The sequence below is a fragment of the Algimonas arctica genome (assembly GCF_014652695.1).
Classification (GTDB): Bacteria; Pseudomonadota; Alphaproteobacteria; order Caulobacterales; family Maricaulaceae; genus Litorimonas; species Litorimonas arctica.
Map to the genome: position 1 here is coordinate 24,202 of NZ_BMZH01000015.1, position 21,475 is coordinate 45,676.

Genomic DNA, 21,475 nt, shown 5'->3' on the forward strand with positions numbered 1-21,475 from the left:
GGGACGAGCGCGCGCTATCACGCGCCAGCAGTTCAGACCAGAAGACGGTACATCCGTTCTTACTAGGAGCCGTCCGGTCGTGGCAGATTCAAGCTCGGAATATCGACGGGTTCGGGCAAATCGTGAATTACCGGGAGGCCATTGAGCGTGTCTTGCGGCACAAAGTCTTTGAGTAGACCGTTTAGGGCCGTTTTAATTTGCGGGCGGTCGCGGCGATCAATCGCACGTAAAAGCTTATCAACGCCGCGCAAGACGGCCGTCGGCTCAATAATACAGGCATCAAAGCGCGCGACGCCCGACACAGGGGTCGGCGATAAAAGTTCGTCCTTGTGGGTCAATCGCTCGGACAGTTTTTCGCCCGGACGCAACCCCGTAAAGATGATTTCGATATCCTCATCCGGCACTTTACCGCGCAGACGGATCAAGTTGCGCGCCAGTTGCGAAATATTAACCGGCTCGCCCATTTCCAGAACATAAATATGCGCGGCTTGCTGTTCTTGAGTTGCATTGAGGGCAGCCGCTTGCAGAACCAAGGATGACGCTTCTTGCACCGTCATGAAATAGCGGTTCATGTCGGCGTGAGTCACTGTGACGGGTCCACCCATAGCAATTTGTTCTTCGAACAAAGTCACGACTGAGCCTGTCGATGCCAGCACATTACCAAAGCGCACGGCAGACGCATGCATCGTCGGAATTTGACTTTGCCGCGCCAAAGTCAAGAGTTCCACCACCCGCTTGGACGCCCCCATCACATTCACGGGGTCCACAGCCTTATCCGTCGAAATCAGGACGAAATGCGACACGCCATAGACCTCACACAGATCAAGCGTGACGTGAGTCCCTAAAACGTTGGTTCGCAATGTTTCAATCGGATTACGTTCGCCGGACGGAACATGTTTTAGCGCCGCCGCATGCAGCACGATATCAGGACGCTCCGCCGCAAAAATCTCTGCCATACGGCCACGACTGCAAACATCACCAAGATAGGTTCGCCACGGGGCGGCTTGCCCGAAGGGCTGTAACGGGCCCAATTTACGTTCCAAATTAAACAGGTTCAGCTCACTCATATCCACCAACGCCAGATGGCTAGGCGCAAGCCGCGCAATCTGTGTCGTCAGCTCAGACCCGATCGACCCGCCGGCCCCTGTGATCAGCACACGCTTGCCCGAGATGAGCTCTGAAACAGGCGTCATATCCAAAGTGCGCGGGTCACGTCCGATCAAATCCGCCGCTTCAAATCGGCTAAGGCCTTGATTTGGACCTGTCCCGACCCGTGACAAAGGCGCCCCCAGCTCGGCGGCAACCTTGATCAATTGCTGAGTCTGTTCCCGGTCTGGATTGGGATCGAGTGAAAGGATATGCAGCGGCTGGTCCCGACGCGTGTTCAATTTAGGATAAAGACTCGCCAAATCAGCCGTATTACCAAGCACGGGCACGGACCGGATCGACCGCCCTGCATACTGGCCCGACGTTTCGATCAAGCCGATTGGATTGAAACCTTTCGCCCGATCCCGGCGCGAACTGTCGCGCAAATAATTATACAGGTTGGACGCTTTCCCAACCAAAACAGCGTCATGCGAAAATCGCGACGGCGAACGATAGAGCGCGCGAAAATCGCCATTGCTGATCGCCATTGCAACAAGGCGCGACAGAACAATTCCAAGCCCAAAAATGGCGCCTGCAATGAACGGTGCAGAGCGTGGGAAATGCTGGCCGCGTTCGAACCCGAAAAACAGAATGAGGGGGACAATCACCATAACCACAACAATTCCGAGGAACAGACGTCGGAAATCACTCAAGGACGTAAATCGCCAGATCAGCCGATCTTGGCGCATAAAGGCCCAGACGATAATCGCTACGCACCCAGCAATAATCGCGGATCGGTGATCAATATCAGCCTGAATCGGGCGATTAATAGAGTCGTAGCGCAAGCGCACGGCCATGAGCATGGATAGCCATGCCATCGCGCTATCAACGAGCAAAAGCGATATCCCCTTGAGGACTTGACGTAACGTCCTGCGCGGCTTGTGCGTATTGACTGTGCGCCCAATCATGCGCTGCGGCCTTTGAGGCGACGTAGCGACCAGCGCACGCGATTCTCGCGCCCCTGCCCGTCGCCGTCACCCAATGCTTGTCCGGTAATCACGAGTTGCTGACACTTCAGGGGCCGGGCGCCGCTGCCGAGATAGACGCTGGGCTCAACGGCCAATGGCCCGCCATCGGTACGGAACCGCCAACCCGCGCGACCTTTTTGCACGAGCAGAGCGCTGGACATGTCTTGAGCGAGGCTCACGCGGACATCCGGGTGGAAATGGAAACGCAGCGCAAATGGCACGGTATCGCGCGAGACGGGCACAGCTCCCAGCGGTACGAACAGACTGTCTTCTCCGCGAACATCGTCTCCACTCTCCCCCACAAACAGTCGACGCCGGTGCACCAGACCATGATCGGCTTTATAGCCATCATGCGAGCTTTCCAACCAGATACCGCTACTTTGCTCTTTCCGGCGGGCGCGCACATTCTCTGGTTCTTGTGCAATCGCTGGACCAAGTGCGTCAGCCAGAAAGCCGTCGTCAAGGATATGGCCGGGCGATCGGTCGGCCAATGTTAGGGTTGAATGCGCTGCACTCGCCCGAACAGGACGACGCCAAGCCGGAGCCGCTTGCGGATGCCAACCGCAATTCACGAGCAAACGACCTTCAGCGGTTGAGATTTCCATCGCGAGCGGCGCGAGATGCGCTTCAAGATCAAAGGGACGGGCAGGAACACCCGCGAGGTCAACCAAGACGACCGTTTCACCAGCCTCTAAGCGATGGTACCCTGTATGCGGACCAAAGGCGAAAGGTTGCGGGCTGCCAGACCGGGATTTTAATAGCGCCGTGATACGGGCCGGATCGCCTTCGTGGCCGCCATGAAAGACGCCTAAGCCCCCATCTGTGTGCCGCAAGGTCGCGATCATCGGCAACATTCTGTCTATCGCCCTATCGAGCGCCCGAGAGCCTTCTAAATTGGTCGCTTGCAAAACAGCATCCGCCGCGAGTAGCGCATCTAGCGCATCAAGGGTCGCCATAGGCGAACGGCTGACATGTCCTCCGTCAGCCAAAATTTGTAAGGCAATTTCTTCGTCCAGACTATCTAAAGCCCGCGCCAAGAGCGTTTCGCCTTTTTCCGAGAGCCGTGCACCATAAATGACAAGGGACGCTCGCGCCCGCAACTGCGCTAAACCGTCGGATACTCGGGCCGTATCGCGGCGTAAAAGCCGCATCTGTGCTGAATATCGTCCGGCTAAAACGCCGTGGGCATCAGTCAAAGTCGATAACATCACCCCCCAATGTAGAGTGCGTCGGGCGAGCAAATCGGGAGCAAAAACGAACGCATTGCTTCCCGCAAAGGCGTCGGCCCATTGAGCAACCAACTGTCCAGCCTTGGCCTCACCGCCGGGCACGCTCAGTAGGTCAGCCAGCCAGTCAAAACTATGAATCCAATCCGCAAAACGCTCGGATGGAAGTGAGACAGAAAATGGATGACCGTGCGATCCAACATCAATGCTGTGACCCCCAAACATCCAGCGACCAGCCAGTAAATCAGCGCCTCGCCGTCGATCTCCGTAAGGTCGCGCAACCGTGATCTGTTTGAAGCCCGGTGAACGTCCCCCTGATGTCAGCTTCGGCCGCAGAGAGGCGGACGTATCCATGACCGCCTGGCCAAGCCGGGCGCGCAAAGCGTCTGTTATGGTAACTCGTCGTGTCACGTCTGGCCGATCAAGCCGCAGCCCGCGCACAGGGCCCTCGCAGCGCCTGAATATTATCCGAAAGCGTCCCGGCACCTTTAAAAACAGCGCTGCCCGCAACCAAGGCCGTCGCGCCAGCGGAAATACATCTCTGAGCGGTTTGCGGATTCACACCGCCATCGACCTCTAAAACAATGTTCCGACCTGTTTGATCAATCATTTTGCGGAGACACTCAATCTTAGAAAGCTGACTCTCAATAAAACTTTGTCCGCCAAAGCCGGGGTTAACACTCATCACGAGGATCATATCGACAAGATCAATCATCGGCGCCACGACATTGGCGGGTGTACCCGGATTTAAAACGAGACCCGGCTTGGCCCCGCGACTTCGGATCGCCTGCAAGCTACGATGAGGATGAGGCCCGGCATCGGGATGAATGGATAAAAAGTCTGCGCCCGCGTCAATAAAGGCATCCAGAAACGGATCCGCAGGGGCGATCATGAGATGGACGTCAAAAGGTTTGGCTGAATGTGGGCGTAACGCCTTTACCACGTCAGGACCGATCGTGATGTTCGGGACATAGTGACCGTCCATCACATCAATATGAATCATGTCCGCCCCGGCCGCATCGACATCGGCCACGGCCTGACCGAGCGCCGCAAAATCAGCGGATAAGATAGACGGGGAAATGAGAACGTCGCTCACGGGCAGCCTCAATCAATGGCGTTAAGATATCGAAATAAGGTCTACAATCTCGGCTCAACGATGACCTAGCAGTGAGTTCTACGCTTCGCAACGCACAGACGCAATCCAGATAGTATTCACAACAATGTCGGGCACAGATATCAGACCCAAAAGAGTTGCGGACATAATAAAGCCCGATCCGGGATTAACCGGACCGGGCACGATGTGTCGATCTGCGAACCGCTTATTTGCGGATCGGCAGGTAATCGCTTGAGCTATAAGTCGAGCCCGATGTGGCATAACCGCCATATGTGTTGGTCACGGCATCGCCAGAGTAGACAGATGTCGATGATACGACAGGGCTACAACATTCTGTTGTCAACTCAGGGGCAACATATGTTGAGCTGTAAGTCGACGTAATTGGCGCTGAATAGGTTGAGACCGGCGCTGAATAGGTTGAGCTGGTGTGGCTCGAATAAGATGACCCACCGCGCTGCAAGCAAGATCCATCAGACTGCATTGTTGTGCCCGCTGGACAATCAGCAACACCACCGGAGGACGCATAGCCACCCGAAGAATAGCTACCCGATGTGTAAGATGATCCGCCTGTATAAGTGGATGACCCTGTGTAGCTGCTCACGTGTGAGCTACTTTGCATACAAGTTCCATCAGGTTGTGATGTTGTTCCTGTCGGACAAGGCGCCGTTTCTTGTGCGTAAGACGGTGTTGAAGGGTAGGACGACGTGACGTGCGTCGTGCCTGTCGTAATCGTCGGATAACCCGAAGTCACAGCCCCGCAAGATGTGCTGCATGGAACGCCTTCGTAGCCGTAATGCGTTTTATGAACTTTTGGCGCCGGGCGGAACGTTGGAGTTGTGACCCCTGTTGAGCAGCTAGAACCGCAAGATTGTGAACTTTCATAATCGTAATGCGTGCTCGCACCATACCGATTACTTTGAGCATGACTGTTGGCGCAGGCAGTAAGCCCGAGCGCCGCAATCGCGGCAGACCCCATAAGGCCGCTGCGGATAATCTGTTTCGTGCTCATGAAGAGCCTCCCATATTGACACATCGCTGAACGTTTCGCTTCAAGACTCGTGCCAGTTTGGGGTGTTCTTTAGCCAAACTGAGTTAATGCGACCTTTAAACTCTGTTTTCAGGTCATATTTTTAAGTCTTCACGTCTCTTTTGCGTCTGTTTTGTCGGCTCGCCTCAGAACCGCGATAAAAAATCCGTCCATTCCTCGTCCATCGGGCGACTCAGATGGCAGAAGTCTAATCATTCCGCCGTCTATACGCCCTTCGGGGAGGTCCAGACCCGGGATTGGTGCCAGCTTAACAAGGCCAAAATCAGGCATTGCCTTCAAAAACTTCCGCACCCGGTCTGCAGCTTCTCTTTCCTGCAACGAACACACTGAATAAAGCAGCGTTCCGCCGGGCGATACGCATTTCGCCGCATGCTTGAGAAGCGTATCTTGGAGTCGGGTGAGAGGCGTAATATCCCGCTCGCGGCGGTTGTGAATAACGTCAGGATGTCGCCGGAATGTCCCTGTCGAGGAACACGGCGCGTCCAATAAAACGGCGTCAAATGTCTTCTCGGGCGTATATTCCGTTAAGTCGGCCATCACGATCGTGGCGTCGAGTTGTGTCCGATCAAGATTTCGCTTCAAGCGCTCGGTTCTCGCCTCAGAGAGATCGAACGCCGTGACATCCCCGCCCATGGCACATAACTGCATGGTCTTACCGCCGGGAGCAGCGCATAAATCCGCCACACGCTTGCCCACAAATCCGCCGCAGGCTTGTTCCAACACGCGAGCGGGCAGTGACGCCGAAATATCCTGCGCCCACCATTCGCCTTCTTTAAAGCCTTCCAAGGCCGTCACGTTGCCGATGACATCAAGCCGAACTGTTTTTCCTCCAACTACGGTTCCGCCGAGTTTTTTGGCCCAGCCGTCGGGATCATTTTTGACCGAAAGATCAAGCGGCGGTGACGTCGCGAGGAGCAGCGCCATTCGCCGAACAGCCGCTTTGCCATAAAGCCGCGTCCATTCTGAGCGTAACCAACCGGGAAAATTTCTAATCGGCGGAATTTTCGCCGCGTCCGCTTTACCCGTCTCGGCAACTTTACGCAGCACCGCATTCACAAGACCGGAAAACGGTTCTGATTTTTCATCCGCCTTGACCAAGGTGACTGTATCACCAACAGCCGCGTGCGGTGCAACATCCATAAAGACCATTTGCGCCACAGCCGTCTGCAAATAAGCCTGCACCCGTCCCGGCGGCGGTGTTTTCAGTAATGGGGCTAAAACGGCATCAATCTGCCCTAACCGCCGCAGCGTTGTCGCGCCGATGGCGCGGGCAAACGCCCGGTCGCGCGGATCAAGGCCTTCAATGGCCGGGTTTTTCGCCAGTGAGCTTTCCAGTCGAAAGCCCCGACCCATGACATCCGCGACGGCCATAGCGGCGGCTTTACGCGCACGCTGGGCGTTAGTCAGTTCTTGACGCACTGGGCGAGGCCAGGCGCGTTTAGTCTCGCCAGACCCAGTTTTGCGGTCATTGGAACCCGTGCCTTTTCCTTTATAGCCGCCGCCTGATCCGCCCGAACCGCCTTTATAGCCGCCACCGCCGCTTTTACCACCTGAGCGGTTTTCAGGGCGACCGCCCGGCTTTCCGCCAGATTTAGCGCCCGGCTTACCACCGGTTTTATTGGGACCACGGCGATCCCCGCCCCCGCCGGAAGACGGGCGAGAGGGTCGAGAAGAGTTTTTGGGCGTGTCAGACATGTCGCGCCCATAGGACAGACCCGGCGAACGGTCCATCCCGGCAAGCGGCTGCCCTGCGGCATATTGGCAGGGCAGGTTATGGTAAACAGTGTCCTAGCGCGGGATTCACGTCATTTTCAGCCTTCCACTGTAGCAAAAGGAGACATCGGACGATCTGTTCCGGTTTGACGTAGCGGGTCGCCGCTCCTACCTTTCGGGCATGTCAAAGACAGCACCCGAAGAATTGGAAAATACGGCCCCCGGTAAGGCTTTGTCCCCCGCCGCGACGCGCGCCTTGGAAGAGGCCGCAGAGCGACGACGGGCCGCCGCTGAACACACACGTCCGACTGAGCGGAACGGCCCGAGCGGCGAAGAGCCGACGCGGTTTGGGGACTGGGAACGGGGCGGTATCGCTTACGATTTCTAAACCCACGTCGCGCCGGCCATGCTTCGCCAAATTGGTGAATGATGGCGCACTGGAAAGATCCAGGCGCGAACTTAGTGGGAGTGGCGAAATGGCCATCAAAACGGCTCTTTTGAGCGTCGGCGGCACAGTCGCAATGTTAGGCCTTTTAAGTGGCATCGCCTTGGCGGGTGGACCGGCTTATTGCGGTGTTGCAGGTTGCGACACAGGGGTTTCTTATGTGCCGTCACCAACGGGACATTCAGGACCAACCACCATTGAAAACCGGACCCCGTACGACTTTCTCGACAGCGTGCATTTTCAGCGCTCGCCCCATGTCTCAATAACCCGTGTGCACGGTATGGCGCCTAATGTCGGTCTGGCCGATGCGCCCGGCGGCTTTACTCAAGGATGCCACCCGCAGAGCACGACCTATTGCCGATCCGGCCATCAGGGTAGTGCCGCGGTTAGCACGACCTCTGTTCGTACGGCGTCTGTTGCCGCGCCAACATACGTCCCGCCTCCTGTCATGCAGGCCCCAATTGTTGCCCCGCAGCCGCATATGCCACGCCCACATGTGCAAGAACGGGTCGTCGCCATTGGTGGCGGGTTTGATCCCTCGAAATTCACACCCCGCATTTACGGCGATCCTTATACGATCACGCCCGGAATTGCCTATCTTCCGACATCCATCGTCGATCGCAACCCCTACCGCGCGCAAGCCGTCCTTGATGCGGGTCCGGGGGGCGTCACACCAGCTTTGACCGGGATGCCGATTGGTCCGCTTCCGACACCGCGTCCTCCCGCTCCCGTCATGATGCACCAACCGATGATGCAGCCCCCTAATGTTCACGTCCCAAGGGTTCAGCCTTATATGACGCATCCACGACCACCATATATGAGCGGCCCACAGGTTCAGCCTTCAATTCCAACGGGATACCCCGGTGCGGCGGGCGCGCCCTACAAAATGACGAATGGCCGTTATGGCTCCACCGTCGGCGCCGATGGAACCTATTGGGAAAAAGTCTCCGGCCCGACACAGATTGGCAATACGGTCGCCACGCAAGTGATCTGTAAGCGCCGTCTACCTCAACCCGCGCCAACATATTACCCAACGCCCTATCCGGCGCCGCAACCGATGCCGCCCGTCATGTGTAATGCGCAAGCGCAACATCCTGGCGCTCATAAAAGCGGACAGAGAAGCCGCTACTAAACGCGACCCAGACCCCGCGAAAAAGAACAAGCCGCGGCCCTCTCAGGGCAGCGGCTTTTTTTATGATCCTCCGCTTTGGCACACTCATTGCAGCACCTTTTGTCGGAGCGGCCCAGTCGGCCCTCTGTTCGAATTTCTTATTCGGATTAACGCGCAAGGAAGAGGCTCGCCCGTGTCCAAGCTCATTAAAGTTACTTTGGGACTCGCTGCTGCAACTGCACTCAGCGCAACCGCACAAGCCGGATGTCCGGTTGTCAAACCGCACTGTGTTACGTGTGTCGTAACGCCGCCGCCGCCGCCATCCTGTGTGACGTGTGACGGTCCACGAACAGGCACCAGCACTCTGCCGCCACTTTCTTCCTATTTCGAGCATCAAGCCCGTTGTGGAACGACGCCGGCTTATCGTCCAATCGCAACACGTCGGACACACCCGCCTGTCACAACGCATTATCCGTCAGCCACATCATATTCTGGCGCCTCTGCTTATGCAGGCGCGACAAGCTCTGGCGGAACATCTAGCGCATCCAGCTATGCCAGTGCGTCAGCCTATGCAAACGGCACCACGTCTCAGGCATCTGCCTACGCGTCAGCGTCAGCGTCCGCATCCTCCGGCACGAGTGCATCGGCACACGCAACCAGTTATGCGTCAACCAGCCAAGCGCCCGTCGTCACATCAACCTATCAAGGCCATCAGTATCGCTATGAAGGGTTTTCGGGAAATTACGGGGGCCTTGGGCACAATGAACGCCTTCATCCGACATCCTGTCCTGTCGCTGTTCATAACCCTCAAGCGCATCAGGTCACAGGCTGCTACAAAGTCGTCAAACAATGGACCCCTCCACACGTCCAACGGCCTGCGCCACACCGCGTCTATTACCGTGTTGTCCGCCCCATTATTTATGTGCGTTACCCCGTTCCGGTCTGCGTGACAGGGCCGTGCGCGACACAACAACATGGGCGTTCACGTTACGGCAGCTAAGCCGTTCTAAAATCGACGCTGCGGATCTCAGCCATAATGGCGCGAGCCGCAGCAACAGGATCCTCAGCCTGCGTGATCGGTCGTCCGATCACTAAATGCGACGCGCCGGACGCTAAAGCGGCCGCGGGCGTCGCAATACGTTTTTGATCCCCGGCATCCGATCCGAGCGGACGCACACCCGGCGTGACAACCAAAAAACTATCCGGAACGGCCGCGCGGATGGCCGCCGCTTCCAAGGGCGATGCGACGACACCGTCCACCCCTGCGTCCAATGCTTGGCGCACACGGCGCATCACGAGATTTTCGGCATTATCATTATAGCCAATATCTTCGAGCGCCTTTTGATCCAATGAGGTCAAAACCGTCACGCCGAGAATTTTAAGGCTCGAACTGCCCTTCCCCTTTACCGCTGCGCGCATCACATCGGGACGCGCGTGAACGGTCAGCAACTGAGCGTCGAGGCCCGCGATAGACCGCGTCGCTTTCTCAACAGTGGCATCAATGTCGTGAAACTTGAAATCGAGGAAAACATTCTTGCCCATCGCGCGAAGGTCTCGGCCCAACTGCACCCCTCCAATGGGGAGGAGTTGCAGCCCGATCTTATAGCTTGCAACACTCTCGCCCAAACGCTCCACCAACGCGCGTGCTTCCTCCACACTCGGGAGGTCAAGCGCGACGAAAACACGTTCATCGGTCATATTGGCGGTCTCGGACATCATCAATTTTCGCCTGTGTTGCGGTAGCTTTCGGACCGCTTTCGTAACATGGACTTAACCCGGGACTGCGGCAAGAACCGCCCGAGCCGCGCGATCGTTCGGTTGACTTTGCCTGGAATAAACACGTCCTTATTGGCCTCCAACGCGTCGGCGGCCAAACGGGCGCACTCGGCCGCGCTCATGGTCATATAGCTCGGCAGCTGATTAATCCCCTCGCGTGTCCCGTTCACATCATGAAACTCGGTAATCACGAAACCCGGACACAGCGCAGAGACATACACACCCGTGCCTTCCATTTCCACATTGAGGCTTTGGCTAAACTTCAGCAGATAGGCTTTCACGGCCGCGTAGAGCGTATGGCCTTTACTGCCCGGTAAGTGCCCAGCCAAACTTGCGACGTTCATCACGCGACCATAGCCCCGCTCGACCATGCCGGGCAGGAGCTTCCGTGTGGCCTCGACCACAACATCAACCATGAGCCTATTGAATTTATCATGCTCTTCCCACGAACTGTCAAGAAACAGACCCGGATGGCCGTAGCCGGCATTGTTGATGAGACCGTCAACCGTCAGGCCTTTGCCTTTTATTTCGGCCAGCATCATATCGACGGCCCCGTCCGCCATCAGGTCCGCTGTGACACACTCGACCTTCACCTCAAACACGGCCTCGATCTCGGCCTTTAAAGCCTCCAACCGCTCTGTGCGCCGGGCCGTCACGATCAGGTTCCAACCCCGCCCCGCATATTCCCGGGCCAACGCCGCGCCAATTCCGGCTGACGCGCCAGTGATGAGCATCGTTCTCTTGCTTGCATCCGTCATACATGAACCCTTTGTGTGTTTGCCGTCATCAATTCTCTTGCTAGACCCGACACTATGCAATGGCAATCAATCGGACGGATCAGTTTAACCTGCGGCGCAGCAATTCTGCTCACAGGGTGCTTCACGCCCAATTTTGAGGATGCTCAGCCCGAAAAGTATGACGGCTATGATTGCGAGCAATTGAACCTTCTCTCAGAAAGCTATCGCGCCAGTCCGCAGGACCTGTTGCTTGAACAAGACCCAAGTGAGCTTGAACGCACGAACAGTCGCCGTAATGGTTCGACCCTCTTCGGTCAGCGCGCCGGCGACCGCCCGATTGAAGCCAAGGAAGAGCGTGACCGCCGCTCCATCGCCTTGGCCCGTCGCCAGAAGGGTTGCCAATAGTTTTGGACACAATTGTTGTCGTTCGATTGAGCGTTTTTATCGGCGCTCTGTGTTTCTTTATGGCGCTGGAAACTGTCGCCCCCGCGCGCGTCCGAGTGTTGCCACGCCTGTCGCGCTGGTGGACCAACCTATCTTTATCCGCTTTGGGCAGTCTTATCAGTGTTTTGATGGCGCCCGTTCTCGCCGTGAGCGTCGCCGCTGCTGCTGCCGTGAACGGCTGGGGCCTGTTGAATTTCATCGCACTTGATCCGTGGGCGGAGGGCGCACTGGCCGTCATATTGCTCGACTTTGCGGTTTGGGCGCAACATGTCACTTTTCACTACGTCCCGTGGCTATGGCGACTGCACCGCGTCCACCACACAGATCGCGATTTGGACGCCACCAGCGGCGTGCGGTTCCACCCTGTCGAAATCGCTGTCAGCCTGCTCTGGAAAGCTGTCTTCATTCTCGTCCTTGGCCCCTCAGTCTTGGCCGTCATCGTCTTTGAAATTCTGTTAAACGCGACCGCTATTTTCACTCATAGTAATATCGCTCTTCCACAACGGCTCGACCGCGCCATGCGCCGTGTTTTCGTGACTCCGGATATGCACCGTATTCATCACTCCGTCCGGCGCCCGGAAACCAATAGTAATTTTGGGTTCAATCTGTCGATTTGGGATCATATCTTCCGCACCTACCGCAAAAAGGCGCAAGGCGAATTGACGATTGGCTTGTCGAACTATCAGACGGACCGTCCGGCCCGGCTGCTCTATTCGCTCTGGCTTCCCTTTATGAGGTCCAAGCGCTAAGCTAGCGTTATGCTGGTAATTGCTCTGATCCTTGGTCTCGTCCTCATCATCTGGGGCGTGTTGCTTTTCAACAAACTCGTCGGGCTTCGACAGATGGCGAACAATGGGTGGTCTGATATTGCGGTGCAGCTCAAGCGCCGCGCGGACTTGATCCCGCGTTTGGTAGAGACGGTTAAGGGCTATGCGGCGCATGAACGCGGCATCTTTGATGATGTTATCCGCGCCCGCAACGCAGCCTTGAGCGCAGGCGACGACATTGACGCGCGCGGCTCTGCCGAAGGGGCCGTATCGCGCGGAACATCCCGGCTATTTGCGCTCGCGGAAGATTATCCCGAGCTGAAAGCCAATGAAAACTTCCTCGATCTGCAAAATGATCTGTCAGACACGGAGGACACAATCGAAATGGCCCGGCGGTTTTATAATGGTGCGGTTCGAGAGCTCAATACAGCGGTCGAGACTGTCCCGTCCAATTTGATCGCGAGGCCATTCGGATTTACGAAAAAGCCTTATTTCGAAATCAGTGAGGCAGACGCTGCCGCGCCAATCATCACGTTCGACACATGAGGCTCCTTCTCGGGCTACTCTTGTCGCTGGTATGGGTCGGGGTTTCGTTTGCGCAGGAACGGATTACGAATTTCGACGTCGATATCGAGGTCGAGACCTCAGGCGATATCGTCATTACGGAAACCATCGACGTCATCAGCACGGGCGACGCCATCCAACGCGGTATCTTTCGCGAACTCCCCGCCCGCTATACGTTTATGGGCGTGTCCCAAAACCTGAACTATGACCTGATCAGCATCGAACGTGATGCCCGCAAAGATGACGTTTCGATCACTCGCAACGGCAATGCCCTTGTCTGGCGCATTGGCCAAGCAGACGTCTTTCTCGATCCTGGCCCCCATCAATATGTCATTCGTTATCGCGTCGAAAATGCCATTCACCGACATGGTGACCGCGACGAGCTATATTGGAACGCGACGGGGTCTTATTGGGACTTCCCCATCGATGCGGTCCGCGCCACGGTGCGGTTCCCTGACGGCGCGACATTCACGGACACGGACGTTTATACGGGCGAATTTAACAGCAAAGCTAGCACCGCCGATATAACCGTTTCAGCTGGAACCGCGATTTTCACGACGACCCAGCCGCTCTCCCGCAAAGCCGGTCTCACGGTTTCCGCCTCCATCGCGCCCGGGGTTATCGCCCCGATGAGCGCAGAACGAAAACGAGAGCTTTTCTGGATCCGCTTTGGCGCGCTATTCATGCTCAGTGGCGGCGGGCTTGCGCTCTTGTTGTTCTATTGGCGTCAATGGTCGCGTGTCGGTCGGGACCCGCAAAAACCGCCCGTCTTTGCCCGTTACGAGCCACCCCAAGAGGTCTCCGGACAAAGTTATAGTCCGGCCGCGGTTCATTATATCCATCACAAAGGCTTTAGAGGCATGGACGCGTTCTCCGCCCTGTTAATGCAACTCGGCGGTCAAGGTGCCTTGGATATTCAGGCCGATAAAAAAGTCACAACCATTCGCAGACTTGACGCCCCGATAGAGGGCAAGGATGCGCAAATGTTGGTCAAATTGCTCCTGTCGGGTCGCGGCGACACACTGGTTCTCGACGGTGACACAGACACGGCCTTCCACACGGCCATTGCGAAATTTCATCAAACCATCGCCAAAAAATACGGGCCGGAATATTATCGCCACAACCTGGGTTGGGCAGCATTGGGCTTTGTCGTCTCGATCATTCTCGCCCTGATCGTCATTCTGTCCCCCGTCGCGAAAAACAGCCTACCTGTGCTGGGGCTGTTCATCGCTTTGGTCGTCATCAATGGCGTGTTTGTGTTCCTCCTGCCCGCCCCGACCCGTTACGGCGCGCAAATCAGTTCCGAAATCGACGGGTTCAAACTCTACCTCGAGACAGCGGAAGAAAAGCGCCTCAATACGGCAGACCCACTGAGTGAACGCCCGCCCGCGATGACGGTTGAGCTGTATGAGCGTTTCCTGCCTTATGCGATGGCGCTCGGCGTTGAAAAACCGTGGACCAAACAGTTTGAAAGCTCGATGCCGATTGCGGCCAAAGAGTACCGCCCCAGCTACGCACACGGCAATGCGTTGAGAGCGGGCGGCAGCCCCGTTAATTTCAGCAAATCCCTCAGCAAAACCTTGACCGCCGGCGTCGCAGCCTCCGCCCCCGTGAGCCAATCCAGTGGCAGCGGCTTTAGTTCCGGGTCTGGCGGGGGGGGATTTTCTGGTGGCGGCGGAGGCGGGGGTGGTGGCGGGGGCTGGTAGGGTTACCAATCCGAGCCGCGTATTTTAATATCCTACTCCACAGGCACACGCTCAAGAACGCAATGATGCCAGAAACGCTTATATCGTCCGAACTGACGTAATTGACTCCTAACTCTTCACCGTCTTCCGCTTCACCTTAGGCGCCTCAGCCACCCGCACCTTCGGCGCTTCGTGGACAACCCTTTGTGGGAATGGGATTTCGATATTGTTGGCTTTGAGCGTGCGCCAGATGATGAAACCGACGTCGGAAGAGAATTTGTTCGGGCCATCGTCGACGCCTTCGCACCAAAACTCGACACACATATTGATCGAGCTGTCGCCAAAGCTGCGGAATTCAACGCTGGGCAGGTCCGGTTCGTCGAGCACGTCTTCATGGGCCAGCACCGCATCGCGGATGAGCGGAACGAGCGCGTCCAAATCCGTATCATATGACACGCCGAAATCGACCTCGTACCGTTGTAGCGGACTATCATGGGTCCAGTTCTCATAAGAGTTCTCGGTGAAATCTGTATTCGGCACGATAATGTCTTTACCGTCAGCCGTTGAAACCGTGGTGGACCGCATATTGATCGATTTAATCCGACCAAATACGCCGCCTTCCAGCATGACAAAGTCACCGACTTTGACCGAACGGTCGAGCAGAATGATTAAGCCTGACACGAAATTTGCGGCGATCGGCTGTAACCCCAGCCCGATCCCCAATGATAAGGCGGAGAAGACAACGACGAGACCGGAGGTCGGAATACCCGCCGTATTGATAACCAAGAAAGCGATGACAACGAACAGGATAATTTGGAATAGTTTGGCGAGAATTTCACGCACACCAATGTCGAGGCTTTTCTGCGCCCGAATAGCCGTCTGTCCACGCTTATTCCCGAGCGATCCGAGCCAGAAAAACAGGGTGCCAAACACAGCCAGTTTGGCGATTGTCAACACGGTGATCGGGTTGGACCCCATCGGAATCAGGGTCGTATTGCCGAGGAAACCGGTGAAATTTTCCCAATAGCCGAGCACAAAAATTAGGGCGAGCGGAACCAGCGTAAACGTCGCGATTTTGCGGTAGAGCGGGTCATCAAGGAACACTTTGATCGCGCGATAGACGACAAAAACTGTCGCGAGGCTCTGTGCGATCTTCACCAGCCAATCTTCCCCGAATGGGCTCATACCGCGCAGGGCTGTGGCCGCTAACGCCAACAAAGCCACCAACACAACCGCGCGTAAAAATTGCCCGGAACGGAAGATGATCTGACGGACTTTCAGTAAAGAGGCGTCCTCGGCCGGGGCACTTCGCAAGACAGGGACCTGTTTGCGCAGAATACGGGCTAAAATCGGAGCCAAGACAATGGCCGCGGCAATCGCTGCCAGTTGGGCTAAAAAGTTCGGGTTTTGCAACCAGACCCATAGCTGCGCGAGCCACTCTTGGGCGCGTGCTGTCAAAATCTCTAAATCCATGATCGGACCATTCCCCTTGATATTCAGGCGCCGCTATGGCGCGCGTTAGCCCAATTCGCAAGTTGTGGAATTCGGACATTTGTCAAACCCACCGAAAACGTTCAAATGCTCTGACACCACGCGACCAAGAGCTTATTATGAAACGTTTCGTCCTTCTCCTGTTGGCCACCTTAATCGGATCCGCCGCGCCCGCCTTTGGCGGCGAGGTCACGCGCGAAAGTGCCAGCGCCAAATTCGAATGGAAAAGCACGGAGTGTCAGCGCCCAACCCGTCCTTACCCCCAACGCAACGATCCAACACGGCAAGCCCAGATGCAAGACTTTGCCCTGAAAGTGGCCTATTATCTCGACTGCCTCAAAGGCGAAGCCCAACGAGATTTTGATCGCGCACAAGTCGAAATGCACGACGCCATCCAGCGCAATCTACAGGCGGAGACGGATAAGATGAACGATGATGTCGAGCGGATGGTGAAATAGTGACGCAAATTTTTGATCCGGGGGATCAAAAGTTAAGGAACCGCGAGCACCGCAAGCGGTTCTGATTTCAAAACACGCGCTCACGTTCCACCGTGCATCAAGGCGTCGGCAATAAGCGAAAGTGTCTTTAGGTGACACGAGCGCGGGCGCTCCCCCGTGACGGGTAGAGCAATAGAGAACCGATTTACACGAAGGCAGAGCCCGCGCGCTTGGGGGCGCATCCGATCAAAGCCTTGTGACCCGGCAGATCTTCATCACGTCCGGGACGGTGAGACAGGATGGCGGACTTTCGGTCCGGTCCTCTCTACCGATAAATTGGGTGTCCCGCTGACATTCAGGCGTTCGCCATTATGCCCCAGAGGCCCCAATCCATCATCAATCGCTTTGTCGAATGGAACCGCGCGCGCCGCATTACCTCGCCCACCGTCCAGCCCACCAAACCCCCGCCAGCCATAGAGCAATGCACTCTCTCGTGTCCGAAGCGGGTGAGGCTAAAGTGCAGGCGTTTGGGAAAGCGGGGATGGGGTTGTTTCGATTGTGGTGGGGGCGGGGTTTGCCTGCGGTGATAGCGCGGAGAGTTTATTCTGGCCCATCACGGCAGGAAATTTAGAGGGACAATGCCGCTCGCGAAGCGCGCGGTTGCGCGCCAATGTGATCCCCCAGATCACATTGGCGCGTCATCAAATAACCTTGACGTTTTTGAACGGGCTGTTCGGATCGAAATAGCCCTTCTCTTTATCGAACTTCACATTGATCATGCGCATGACGGCGTCATATGCTTTTTCGCGCATCGGTTCCGGCACGAGCACTTCATTCGTCCCGTCGCGCAAACACTCATAGAGGTTTTCCAGCGTGATCCGTTTCATATGCGGGCAGAGATTGCAGGGGCGGACGAAGTCGACAGTGGGATTGGCCATAGCGACATTGTCGGACATGGAACATTCGGTCAGCAGGATGACTTTGCCCGGGCTGTGATCCCCGACATAATCGCTCATAGCTTTTGTGGATCCCGTAAAATCGGATTCCTCAACCACTTCCGGCGGACATTCCGGATGTGCGAGCACGACGACACCGGGGTTGGCGGCGCGCATATCGCGAACATCTTGGGCCGAGAACCGCGCATGGACTTCGCAGCGGCCATGCCATGCGATGATCTCGACATCCGTCTGTCGGGCGACATTTTTGGCGAGGAATTCATCCGGCAGCATGATGACTTTATCAACGCCCCATTCGGCGGCGATATGTTCGACGATGGCCACGGCGTTGGAACTCGTACAGCAAATGTCGCTTTCGGCTTTCACATCGGCGGATGTGTTCACGTAAGTTACGACCGGAATGCCGGGATAACGTTGCTTGATGAGTTGAATATCCGCGCCTGTGATCGAACTGGCGAGGGAGCAGCCGGCGCGCATTGACGGAATATAGACACGTTTTTCAGGGCAGAGAATTTTAGACGTCTCGGCCATGAAATGCACGCCGCCCTGAATGATGATATCGGCGTCGGTTTTCGTCGCTTCAATGGCGAGGCCCAAGCTGTCGCCGACATAATCGCCGACCAACGCGAAAATATCTGGCGTCATATAATTATGGGCCAGCACGACCGCGTTCTTCTCGACCTTTAGTTTATTGATCGCATGCACGAGCGGCGCGTAGGCAGGCCATTCAAACTCAGGAATGAAATCGGACACTTGTGCGTACAGATGGTCCGTCGCGGCTTTAACTTCGTCCGTATAAGGCAAGTCCTTGGGGTATCCATCCAAGTCTTTGCCCGGCACGGCGCAGACGCCGTTTTCGACCTCCAACGTCTGGCCAATCCAACGACCATTTTCCCAATTGAGAAGCTCTTTACCCATGATTGCCCTTCGGTGACGCCAAACGCTGTCTCTGACCCGATATAGGGGTCAAGACGTCATCGCGCTACTCTGCTGTCAGGTCATTAGCCAAACACAAACGGCACAGCGAGTAGCAAAGCGCCGCAGAGCAGCCCGCCGGCAATGGACATGTCCGAGAGTTTCGACGCCGGCATCGGCTTACGGCGGTCTATGATTCGTCCGATAAAGCCGAACACACAGGCTGCGCTCGCGCCAATAATCACCCAAAACGGCACTGCGACAGACGCAAAGCCTTCCGATGGCCCTTCATTGATGCGCAAAGCATAAAGCTCAATCAGTGACGTCACACTAATCAACAAGCCGATAATGGCCAAAATATTGATGACAAGACGCATAGGTTTCTCCCATTTCAGGACGGTCGTGTGCTTTGCTAGGCGCGACGTCAAGGCACGGATAAATGCCGCGCCTAACAGTAGCGCTGCTGGCATTGCCCCGCTAGAACGCCGTCCATGTTTAAGACAGCCCTATACCATCTTTTCGTGCCTTCGGGACGGACGGACCGAAAAACTTTCTGGCTCACGCTGGCCGTGTTTTCGACCCTTGTCGTCGCGTTCAGGGCGGGACTTTTTATGAATGATCCGGCGGGCGTGTTTTATTTCTGGGGCTTTCTAATTTGGATGACTATGTTGTTTTGTGGAACGTTCGCCGTTTACGGCAAGCGGCTGAAGGACTTTGGGCGCTCTGTCTTGATGATTATCCTGTTAATCACCGCAATTTTAGCGGTGTTAATGGTCATCATGCTGGCCAATGGCGGCGCGGAATATTTCGACGCCTATTCACAATATGATCGCCAAGCCACGATTGACCCCGAAATCCGGCGGGCGATTAATGCCCGCTACCAAGAGCAAATGGCGAGCGCTGGCACCCTCGTCACAGGCACGATCAGTGCCATGCTGGTCGGCTTCACCCTCTGGGTTGGCCTGACTCCGGGGGATAAAGGTGACAACCGATACGGTCCGCCGCCGCGCTAAGGGTCCCGGCAAATCGCGGGATTCTTCTTGCAATTCACGCGGATTCCGCCAGTCTTTCCCAACAAACAATAAGAGGGATAGACTCATGGGTAATCTACTATTTTCGCCAAGCGGTCGCATTGGGCCAAGCGCCTATATGAAGGGCATCATTATCATTGCGGTTATCGGCGCTGTATTTAGTCTTCTGACACTTGTTAGTGCTGTGTTTGGAGCCATCGGATCTGCGGTCGGTCTTCTGACATTTTACATATTTATCGCGCTTGGCATCAAACGCTCTCACGATGCCGGAAAATCCGGCTGGATGGTCTTGACGCATATTCTGTTGTCTTGGGGTGTTTTAGCGGTTGTTATGTACATTCTTGGAATGGTGACAGGCATCAGCTTGAGCGATATCTTCTCTGCCGCCCTTAGTGGTGATCAAGAAGCTATGAACGCGTTTGAAGCCTCCACACAAACGGTCGGTTATGTGATTCCGGCAACGATTCTCGGGATGATTTCACCGATCGTCACGGGTTTCCTGGTCAATATGTTCAACAAGCAAGACACGGGCGACAACCAGTTCGGACCTGTTCCGGCCGCTTAGTCACTAACTACCGTCACGAATGCAAAGCCCGCCTCATCCGGCGGGTTTTTTCTTTGCTTAATGGATCGGTCCGAACAGGCGGATAAAGTTTCGCGCCAGTGCGGCGTCCACATCCGCCATCGTGGCGTTGACGCCCAAGTCCGCCAGCGACGTCACGCCATGTTCTGTAATCCCGCACGGCACGATCCCGCTAAAGTGCGACAAGTCCGGCGCGACATTGATCGATAGGCCGTGAAAGCTCACCCAGCGGCGAATTCGAATGCCAATGGCGGCGATTTTCGCCTCCGTTCCATCGGGCTTGTCGACCCATACGCCAATCCGGCCTGTGCGGCGATCGCCCGTCACGCCTAACTCGGCCAGAGTCTCAATCACCACCTGTTCGACGCCCGACACAAAGCAGCGCACATCGCGCCCGCGTGTCCGCAAATCCAGCATCAGATAAGCCACACGCTGGCCGGGACCATGATAGGTATATTGCCCGCCGCGACCGGCCTTAAAGACCGCAAACCGGTCCGGGTCGACAAGGTCCGCTGGATCGGCGCTTGTCCCGGCTGTATAGAGCGGCGGGTGCTCCAACAGCCAGACTTGCTCCTGCGCCTCCCCCGCGGCAATGGCCGCCGCGCGCGTTTCCATCTGGTGCAGAGCCGCCTCATAAGGCACAGGATCAGCCGCGCGTTGCCACTCAACCGGGTGATCTGTCAGCAGAGCCGTCAGCCCGCGCCGAGACTTGAGCTGAGACGCGGGCGCGGCGTTTGGTTTATTGTGGGTCAAGATCGTCCAAAACGCTGCGGAGCACCTCTGCCGCTTCGGGGTGATCATTCTGAATCCGCTGAATTTCGTTCGCAACCCGTTGTTGCGTATCGATGAGTTTCGGGGCGCGTGACGCCATCGCGGTCATCTCTGAAAAGCTTGGACTCTCCATCGTTTCCATTTTCACGAACAGCGCGCGATACTCTTCGACCATCGCTTCAATCTTTGGGCGGACCTGCTCCGCCGTCTCGGGGCTATTAACGCGCGCGAGCATTTCGCCGAGCGTATGGCCGTCATCAATTACTTGATCTGCGACATTGGGCAGGCTCGTTTCCGACACGGCCGCTTTGTCCGCGATATCGGCGTCTCGGTCGGACCCGCCGCTACACGCGATGAGTAAAGGCAGAAGGGAGAGAGCAAGGAGGTGTTTCATAAGGCCTAAATACGCCCCGCGCTCACCTCTGACAAGCCTGATACGGTGCGCCGCTACGGCCAATTCCAGCCCCAAGATCGACTGGGACCCATAAACCCGCATTTCATCCGCAAAAGCCGCTTGTCAGACGCCCTACCCCCTCGCTATAGGCGC

General features: G+C 56.3%; 22 protein-coding genes. 10 read left to right on the forward strand and 12 right to left on the reverse strand.

All coding sequences use genetic code 11. The features are described from left to right. Positions 1 to 62: 62 nt before the first annotated feature. From IE105_RS13460 to IE105_RS13480, 5 genes are all read right to left on the reverse strand, one after another. Positions 63 to 2,054, reverse strand: a complete 1,992-nt coding sequence (locus tag IE105_RS13460; protein WP_189499321.1) for a polysaccharide biosynthesis protein — start codon at positions 2,052 to 2,054, stop codon at positions 63 to 65. After that, positions 2,051 to 3,694 carry a heparinase II/III family protein gene (locus IE105_RS13465; protein WP_189499322.1) on the reverse strand — a complete coding sequence of 548 codons (1,644 nt, stop codon included), beginning with the start codon at positions 3,692 to 3,694 and terminating at the stop codon, positions 2,051 to 2,053. Before IE105_RS13465 ends, IE105_RS13460 begins: the two co-directional genes overlap by 4 nt. A 67-nt stretch (positions 3,695 to 3,761) precedes the next feature. Beyond that, positions 3,762 to 4,436, reverse strand: a complete 675-nt coding sequence (rpe, locus tag IE105_RS13470; RefSeq protein ID WP_189499323.1) for a ribulose-phosphate 3-epimerase — start codon at positions 4,434 to 4,436, stop codon at positions 3,762 to 3,764. A 223-nt stretch (positions 4,437 to 4,659) separates the two neighbouring features. Beyond that, positions 4,660 to 5,463 (reverse strand): hypothetical protein, encoded by an 804-nt coding sequence (locus IE105_RS13475; RefSeq protein ID WP_189499324.1) that lies wholly within the window; start codon positions 5,461 to 5,463, stop codon positions 4,660 to 4,662. 129 nt (positions 5,464 to 5,592) lie between these two features. Further along, positions 5,593 to 7,197, reverse strand: coding sequence for an RsmB/NOP family class I SAM-dependent RNA methyltransferase (locus IE105_RS13480; RefSeq protein WP_189499325.1), 1,605 nt, complete (start codon positions 7,195 to 7,197; stop codon positions 5,593 to 5,595). Positions 7,198 to 7,396: 199 nt separating this feature from the next. On the opposite strand from IE105_RS13480, the gene IE105_RS13485 reads away from it, so the two are divergent. The 3 genes from IE105_RS13485 to IE105_RS13495 all read left to right on the forward strand — a co-directional run bounded on the left by IE105_RS13485 (position 7,397) and on the right by IE105_RS13495 (position 9,771). Further along, positions 7,397 to 7,603, forward strand: coding sequence for a DUF1674 domain-containing protein (locus IE105_RS13485; protein WP_189499326.1), 207 nt, complete (start codon positions 7,397 to 7,399; stop codon positions 7,601 to 7,603). An 88-nt stretch (positions 7,604 to 7,691) separates the two neighbouring features. Beyond that, positions 7,692 to 8,792 carry a hypothetical protein gene (locus IE105_RS13490; RefSeq protein WP_189499327.1) on the forward strand — a complete coding sequence of 367 codons (1,101 nt, stop codon included), beginning with the start codon at positions 7,692 to 7,694 and terminating at the stop codon, positions 8,790 to 8,792. A gap of 172 nt (positions 8,793 to 8,964) precedes the next feature. Beyond that, entirely contained in the window at positions 8,965 to 9,771 is an 807-nt protein-coding gene (locus IE105_RS13495; protein WP_189499329.1) for a hypothetical protein, read from the forward strand. On the opposite strand, the gene pyrF is transcribed toward IE105_RS13495, so the two are convergent. Together pyrF and IE105_RS13505 are read right to left on the reverse strand one after the other, a co-directional pair. Further along, positions 9,768 to 10,490 carry an orotidine-5'-phosphate decarboxylase gene (gene pyrF / locus IE105_RS13500; RefSeq protein WP_233354163.1) on the reverse strand — a complete coding sequence of 241 codons (723 nt, stop codon included), beginning with the start codon at positions 10,488 to 10,490 and terminating at the stop codon, positions 9,768 to 9,770. The two genes, IE105_RS13495 and pyrF, sit on opposite strands and share 4 nt — an antisense overlap. Beyond that, positions 10,490 to 11,305 (reverse strand): SDR family NAD(P)-dependent oxidoreductase, encoded by an 816-nt coding sequence (locus IE105_RS13505; RefSeq protein ID WP_189499330.1) that lies wholly within the window; start codon positions 11,303 to 11,305, stop codon positions 10,490 to 10,492. Before IE105_RS13505 ends, pyrF begins: the two co-directional genes overlap by 1 nt. A gap of 54 nt (positions 11,306 to 11,359) precedes the next feature. Between IE105_RS13505 and IE105_RS13510 the strand changes: the two genes are divergently transcribed. From IE105_RS13510 to IE105_RS13525, 4 genes are read left to right on the forward strand one after another with little or no spacing between them, the layout of a single operon-like run. Then, the gene (locus IE105_RS13510; protein WP_189499331.1) at positions 11,360 to 11,689 is read left to right on the forward strand and encodes a hypothetical protein; all 330 of its coding nucleotides are present in this window, start codon (positions 11,360 to 11,362) and stop codon (positions 11,687 to 11,689) included. Between the two features lie 26 nt (positions 11,690 to 11,715). After that, a complete protein-coding gene (locus tag IE105_RS13515; protein ID WP_233354164.1) occupies positions 11,716 to 12,477 on the forward strand; it encodes a sterol desaturase family protein in 762 nt (253 codons plus the stop codon). 9 nt (positions 12,478 to 12,486) lie between these two features. After that, the gene (locus IE105_RS13520; RefSeq protein ID WP_189499333.1) at positions 12,487 to 13,041 is read left to right on the forward strand and encodes a LemA family protein; all 555 of its coding nucleotides are present in this window, start codon (positions 12,487 to 12,489) and stop codon (positions 13,039 to 13,041) included. After that, a complete protein-coding gene (locus IE105_RS13525; protein ID WP_189499334.1) occupies positions 13,038 to 14,765 on the forward strand; it encodes a DUF2207 domain-containing protein in 1,728 nt (575 codons plus the stop codon). Before IE105_RS13520 ends, IE105_RS13525 begins: the two co-directional genes overlap by 4 nt. 108 nt (positions 14,766 to 14,873) lie before the next feature. On the opposite strand, the gene IE105_RS13530 is transcribed toward IE105_RS13525, so the two are convergent. Next, positions 14,874 to 16,217 (reverse strand): mechanosensitive ion channel family protein, encoded by a 1,344-nt coding sequence (locus IE105_RS13530; protein ID WP_189499336.1) that lies wholly within the window; start codon positions 16,215 to 16,217, stop codon positions 14,874 to 14,876. A gap of 137 nt (positions 16,218 to 16,354) precedes the next feature. Here IE105_RS13530 and IE105_RS13535 point away from each other — a divergent pair, with 137 nt between their 5' ends. Further along, complete coding sequence (locus IE105_RS13535; protein ID WP_189499338.1) at positions 16,355 to 16,693, forward strand: hypothetical protein; 339 nt, start codon at positions 16,355 to 16,357, stop codon at positions 16,691 to 16,693. Positions 16,694 to 17,373: 680 nt separating this feature from the next. Here IE105_RS13535 and nadA read toward each other — a convergent pair. Both nadA and IE105_RS13545 read right to left on the reverse strand, forming a co-directional pair. Then, entirely contained in the window at positions 17,374 to 18,546 is a 1,173-nt protein-coding gene (gene nadA, locus IE105_RS13540) for a quinolinate synthase NadA (protein ID WP_189499340.1), read from the reverse strand. Positions 18,547 to 18,629: 83 nt separating this feature from the next. Beyond that, entirely contained in the window at positions 18,630 to 18,920 is a 291-nt protein-coding gene (locus tag IE105_RS13545) for a hypothetical protein (protein ID WP_189499342.1), read from the reverse strand. A 114-nt stretch (positions 18,921 to 19,034) separates the two neighbouring features. Between IE105_RS13545 and IE105_RS13550 the strand changes: the two genes are divergently transcribed. After that, positions 19,035 to 19,556, forward strand: coding sequence for a DUF805 domain-containing protein (locus IE105_RS13550; RefSeq protein WP_189499344.1), 522 nt, complete (start codon positions 19,035 to 19,037; stop codon positions 19,554 to 19,556). A gap of 85 nt (positions 19,557 to 19,641) precedes the next feature. Continuing rightward, complete coding sequence (locus IE105_RS13555; RefSeq protein WP_189499346.1) at positions 19,642 to 20,139, forward strand: DUF805 domain-containing protein; 498 nt, start codon at positions 19,642 to 19,644, stop codon at positions 20,137 to 20,139. 57 nt (positions 20,140 to 20,196) lie between these two features. On the opposite strand, the gene lipB is transcribed toward IE105_RS13555, so the two are convergent. Then, the gene (gene lipB / locus IE105_RS13560) at positions 20,197 to 20,841 is read right to left on the reverse strand and encodes a lipoyl(octanoyl) transferase LipB (protein WP_373299108.1); all 645 of its coding nucleotides are present in this window, start codon (positions 20,839 to 20,841) and stop codon (positions 20,197 to 20,199) included. A gap of 55 nt (positions 20,842 to 20,896) precedes the next feature. Next, positions 20,897 to 21,322, reverse strand: coding sequence for a hypothetical protein (locus IE105_RS13565; protein ID WP_189499350.1), 426 nt, complete (start codon positions 21,320 to 21,322; stop codon positions 20,897 to 20,899). Positions 21,323 to 21,475 lie beyond the last annotated feature (153 nt).

Bases quoted from the DNA above. Each gene is read 5' to 3' on its own strand.
- IE105_RS13510 (WP_189499331.1), top strand. From the start codon at position 11,360: ATGCAATGGCAATCAATCGGACGGATCAGTTTAACCTGCGGCGCAGCA.
- IE105_RS13485 (WP_189499326.1), top strand. From the start codon at position 7,397: ATGTCAAAGACAGCACCCGAAGAATTGGAAAATACGGCCCCCGGTAAG.
- IE105_RS13480 (WP_189499325.1), bottom strand. From the start codon at position 7,197: ATGTCTGACACGCCCAAAAACTCTTCTCGACCCTCTCGCCCGTCTTCC.
- pyrF (WP_233354163.1), bottom strand. From the start codon at position 10,490: ATGATGTCCGAGACCGCCAATATGACCGATGAACGTGTTTTCGTCGCG.
- IE105_RS13550 (WP_189499344.1), top strand. From the start codon at position 19,035: ATGTTTAAGACAGCCCTATACCATCTTTTCGTGCCTTCGGGACGGACG.
- IE105_RS13465 (WP_189499322.1), bottom strand. From the start codon at position 3,694: ATGGATACGTCCGCCTCTCTGCGGCCGAAGCTGACATCAGGGGGACGT.
- IE105_RS13475 (WP_189499324.1), bottom strand. From the start codon at position 5,463: ATGAGCACGAAACAGATTATCCGCAGCGGCCTTATGGGGTCTGCCGCG.
- nadA (WP_189499340.1), bottom strand. From the start codon at position 18,546: ATGGGTAAAGAGCTTCTCAATTGGGAAAATGGTCGTTGGATTGGCCAG.
- IE105_RS13535 (WP_189499338.1), top strand. From the start codon at position 16,355: ATGAAACGTTTCGTCCTTCTCCTGTTGGCCACCTTAATCGGATCCGCC.
- IE105_RS13565 (WP_189499350.1), bottom strand. From the start codon at position 21,322: ATGAAACACCTCCTTGCTCTCTCCCTTCTGCCTTTACTCATCGCGTGT.
- IE105_RS13460 (WP_189499321.1), bottom strand. From the start codon at position 2,054: ATGATTGGGCGCACAGTCAATACGCACAAGCCGCGCAGGACGTTACGT.
- IE105_RS13520 (WP_189499333.1), top strand. From the start codon at position 12,487: ATGCTGGTAATTGCTCTGATCCTTGGTCTCGTCCTCATCATCTGGGGC.
- IE105_RS13555 (WP_189499346.1), top strand. From the start codon at position 19,642: ATGGGTAATCTACTATTTTCGCCAAGCGGTCGCATTGGGCCAAGCGCC.
- IE105_RS13530 (WP_189499336.1), bottom strand. From the start codon at position 16,217: ATGGATTTAGAGATTTTGACAGCACGCGCCCAAGAGTGGCTCGCGCAG.
- IE105_RS13545 (WP_189499342.1), bottom strand. From the start codon at position 18,920: ATGCGTCTTGTCATCAATATTTTGGCCATTATCGGCTTGTTGATTAGT.
- IE105_RS13490 (WP_189499327.1), top strand. From the start codon at position 7,692: ATGGCCATCAAAACGGCTCTTTTGAGCGTCGGCGGCACAGTCGCAATG.
- IE105_RS13525 (WP_189499334.1), top strand. From the start codon at position 13,038: ATGAGGCTCCTTCTCGGGCTACTCTTGTCGCTGGTATGGGTCGGGGTT.
- IE105_RS13505 (WP_189499330.1), bottom strand. From the start codon at position 11,305: ATGACGGATGCAAGCAAGAGAACGATGCTCATCACTGGCGCGTCAGCC.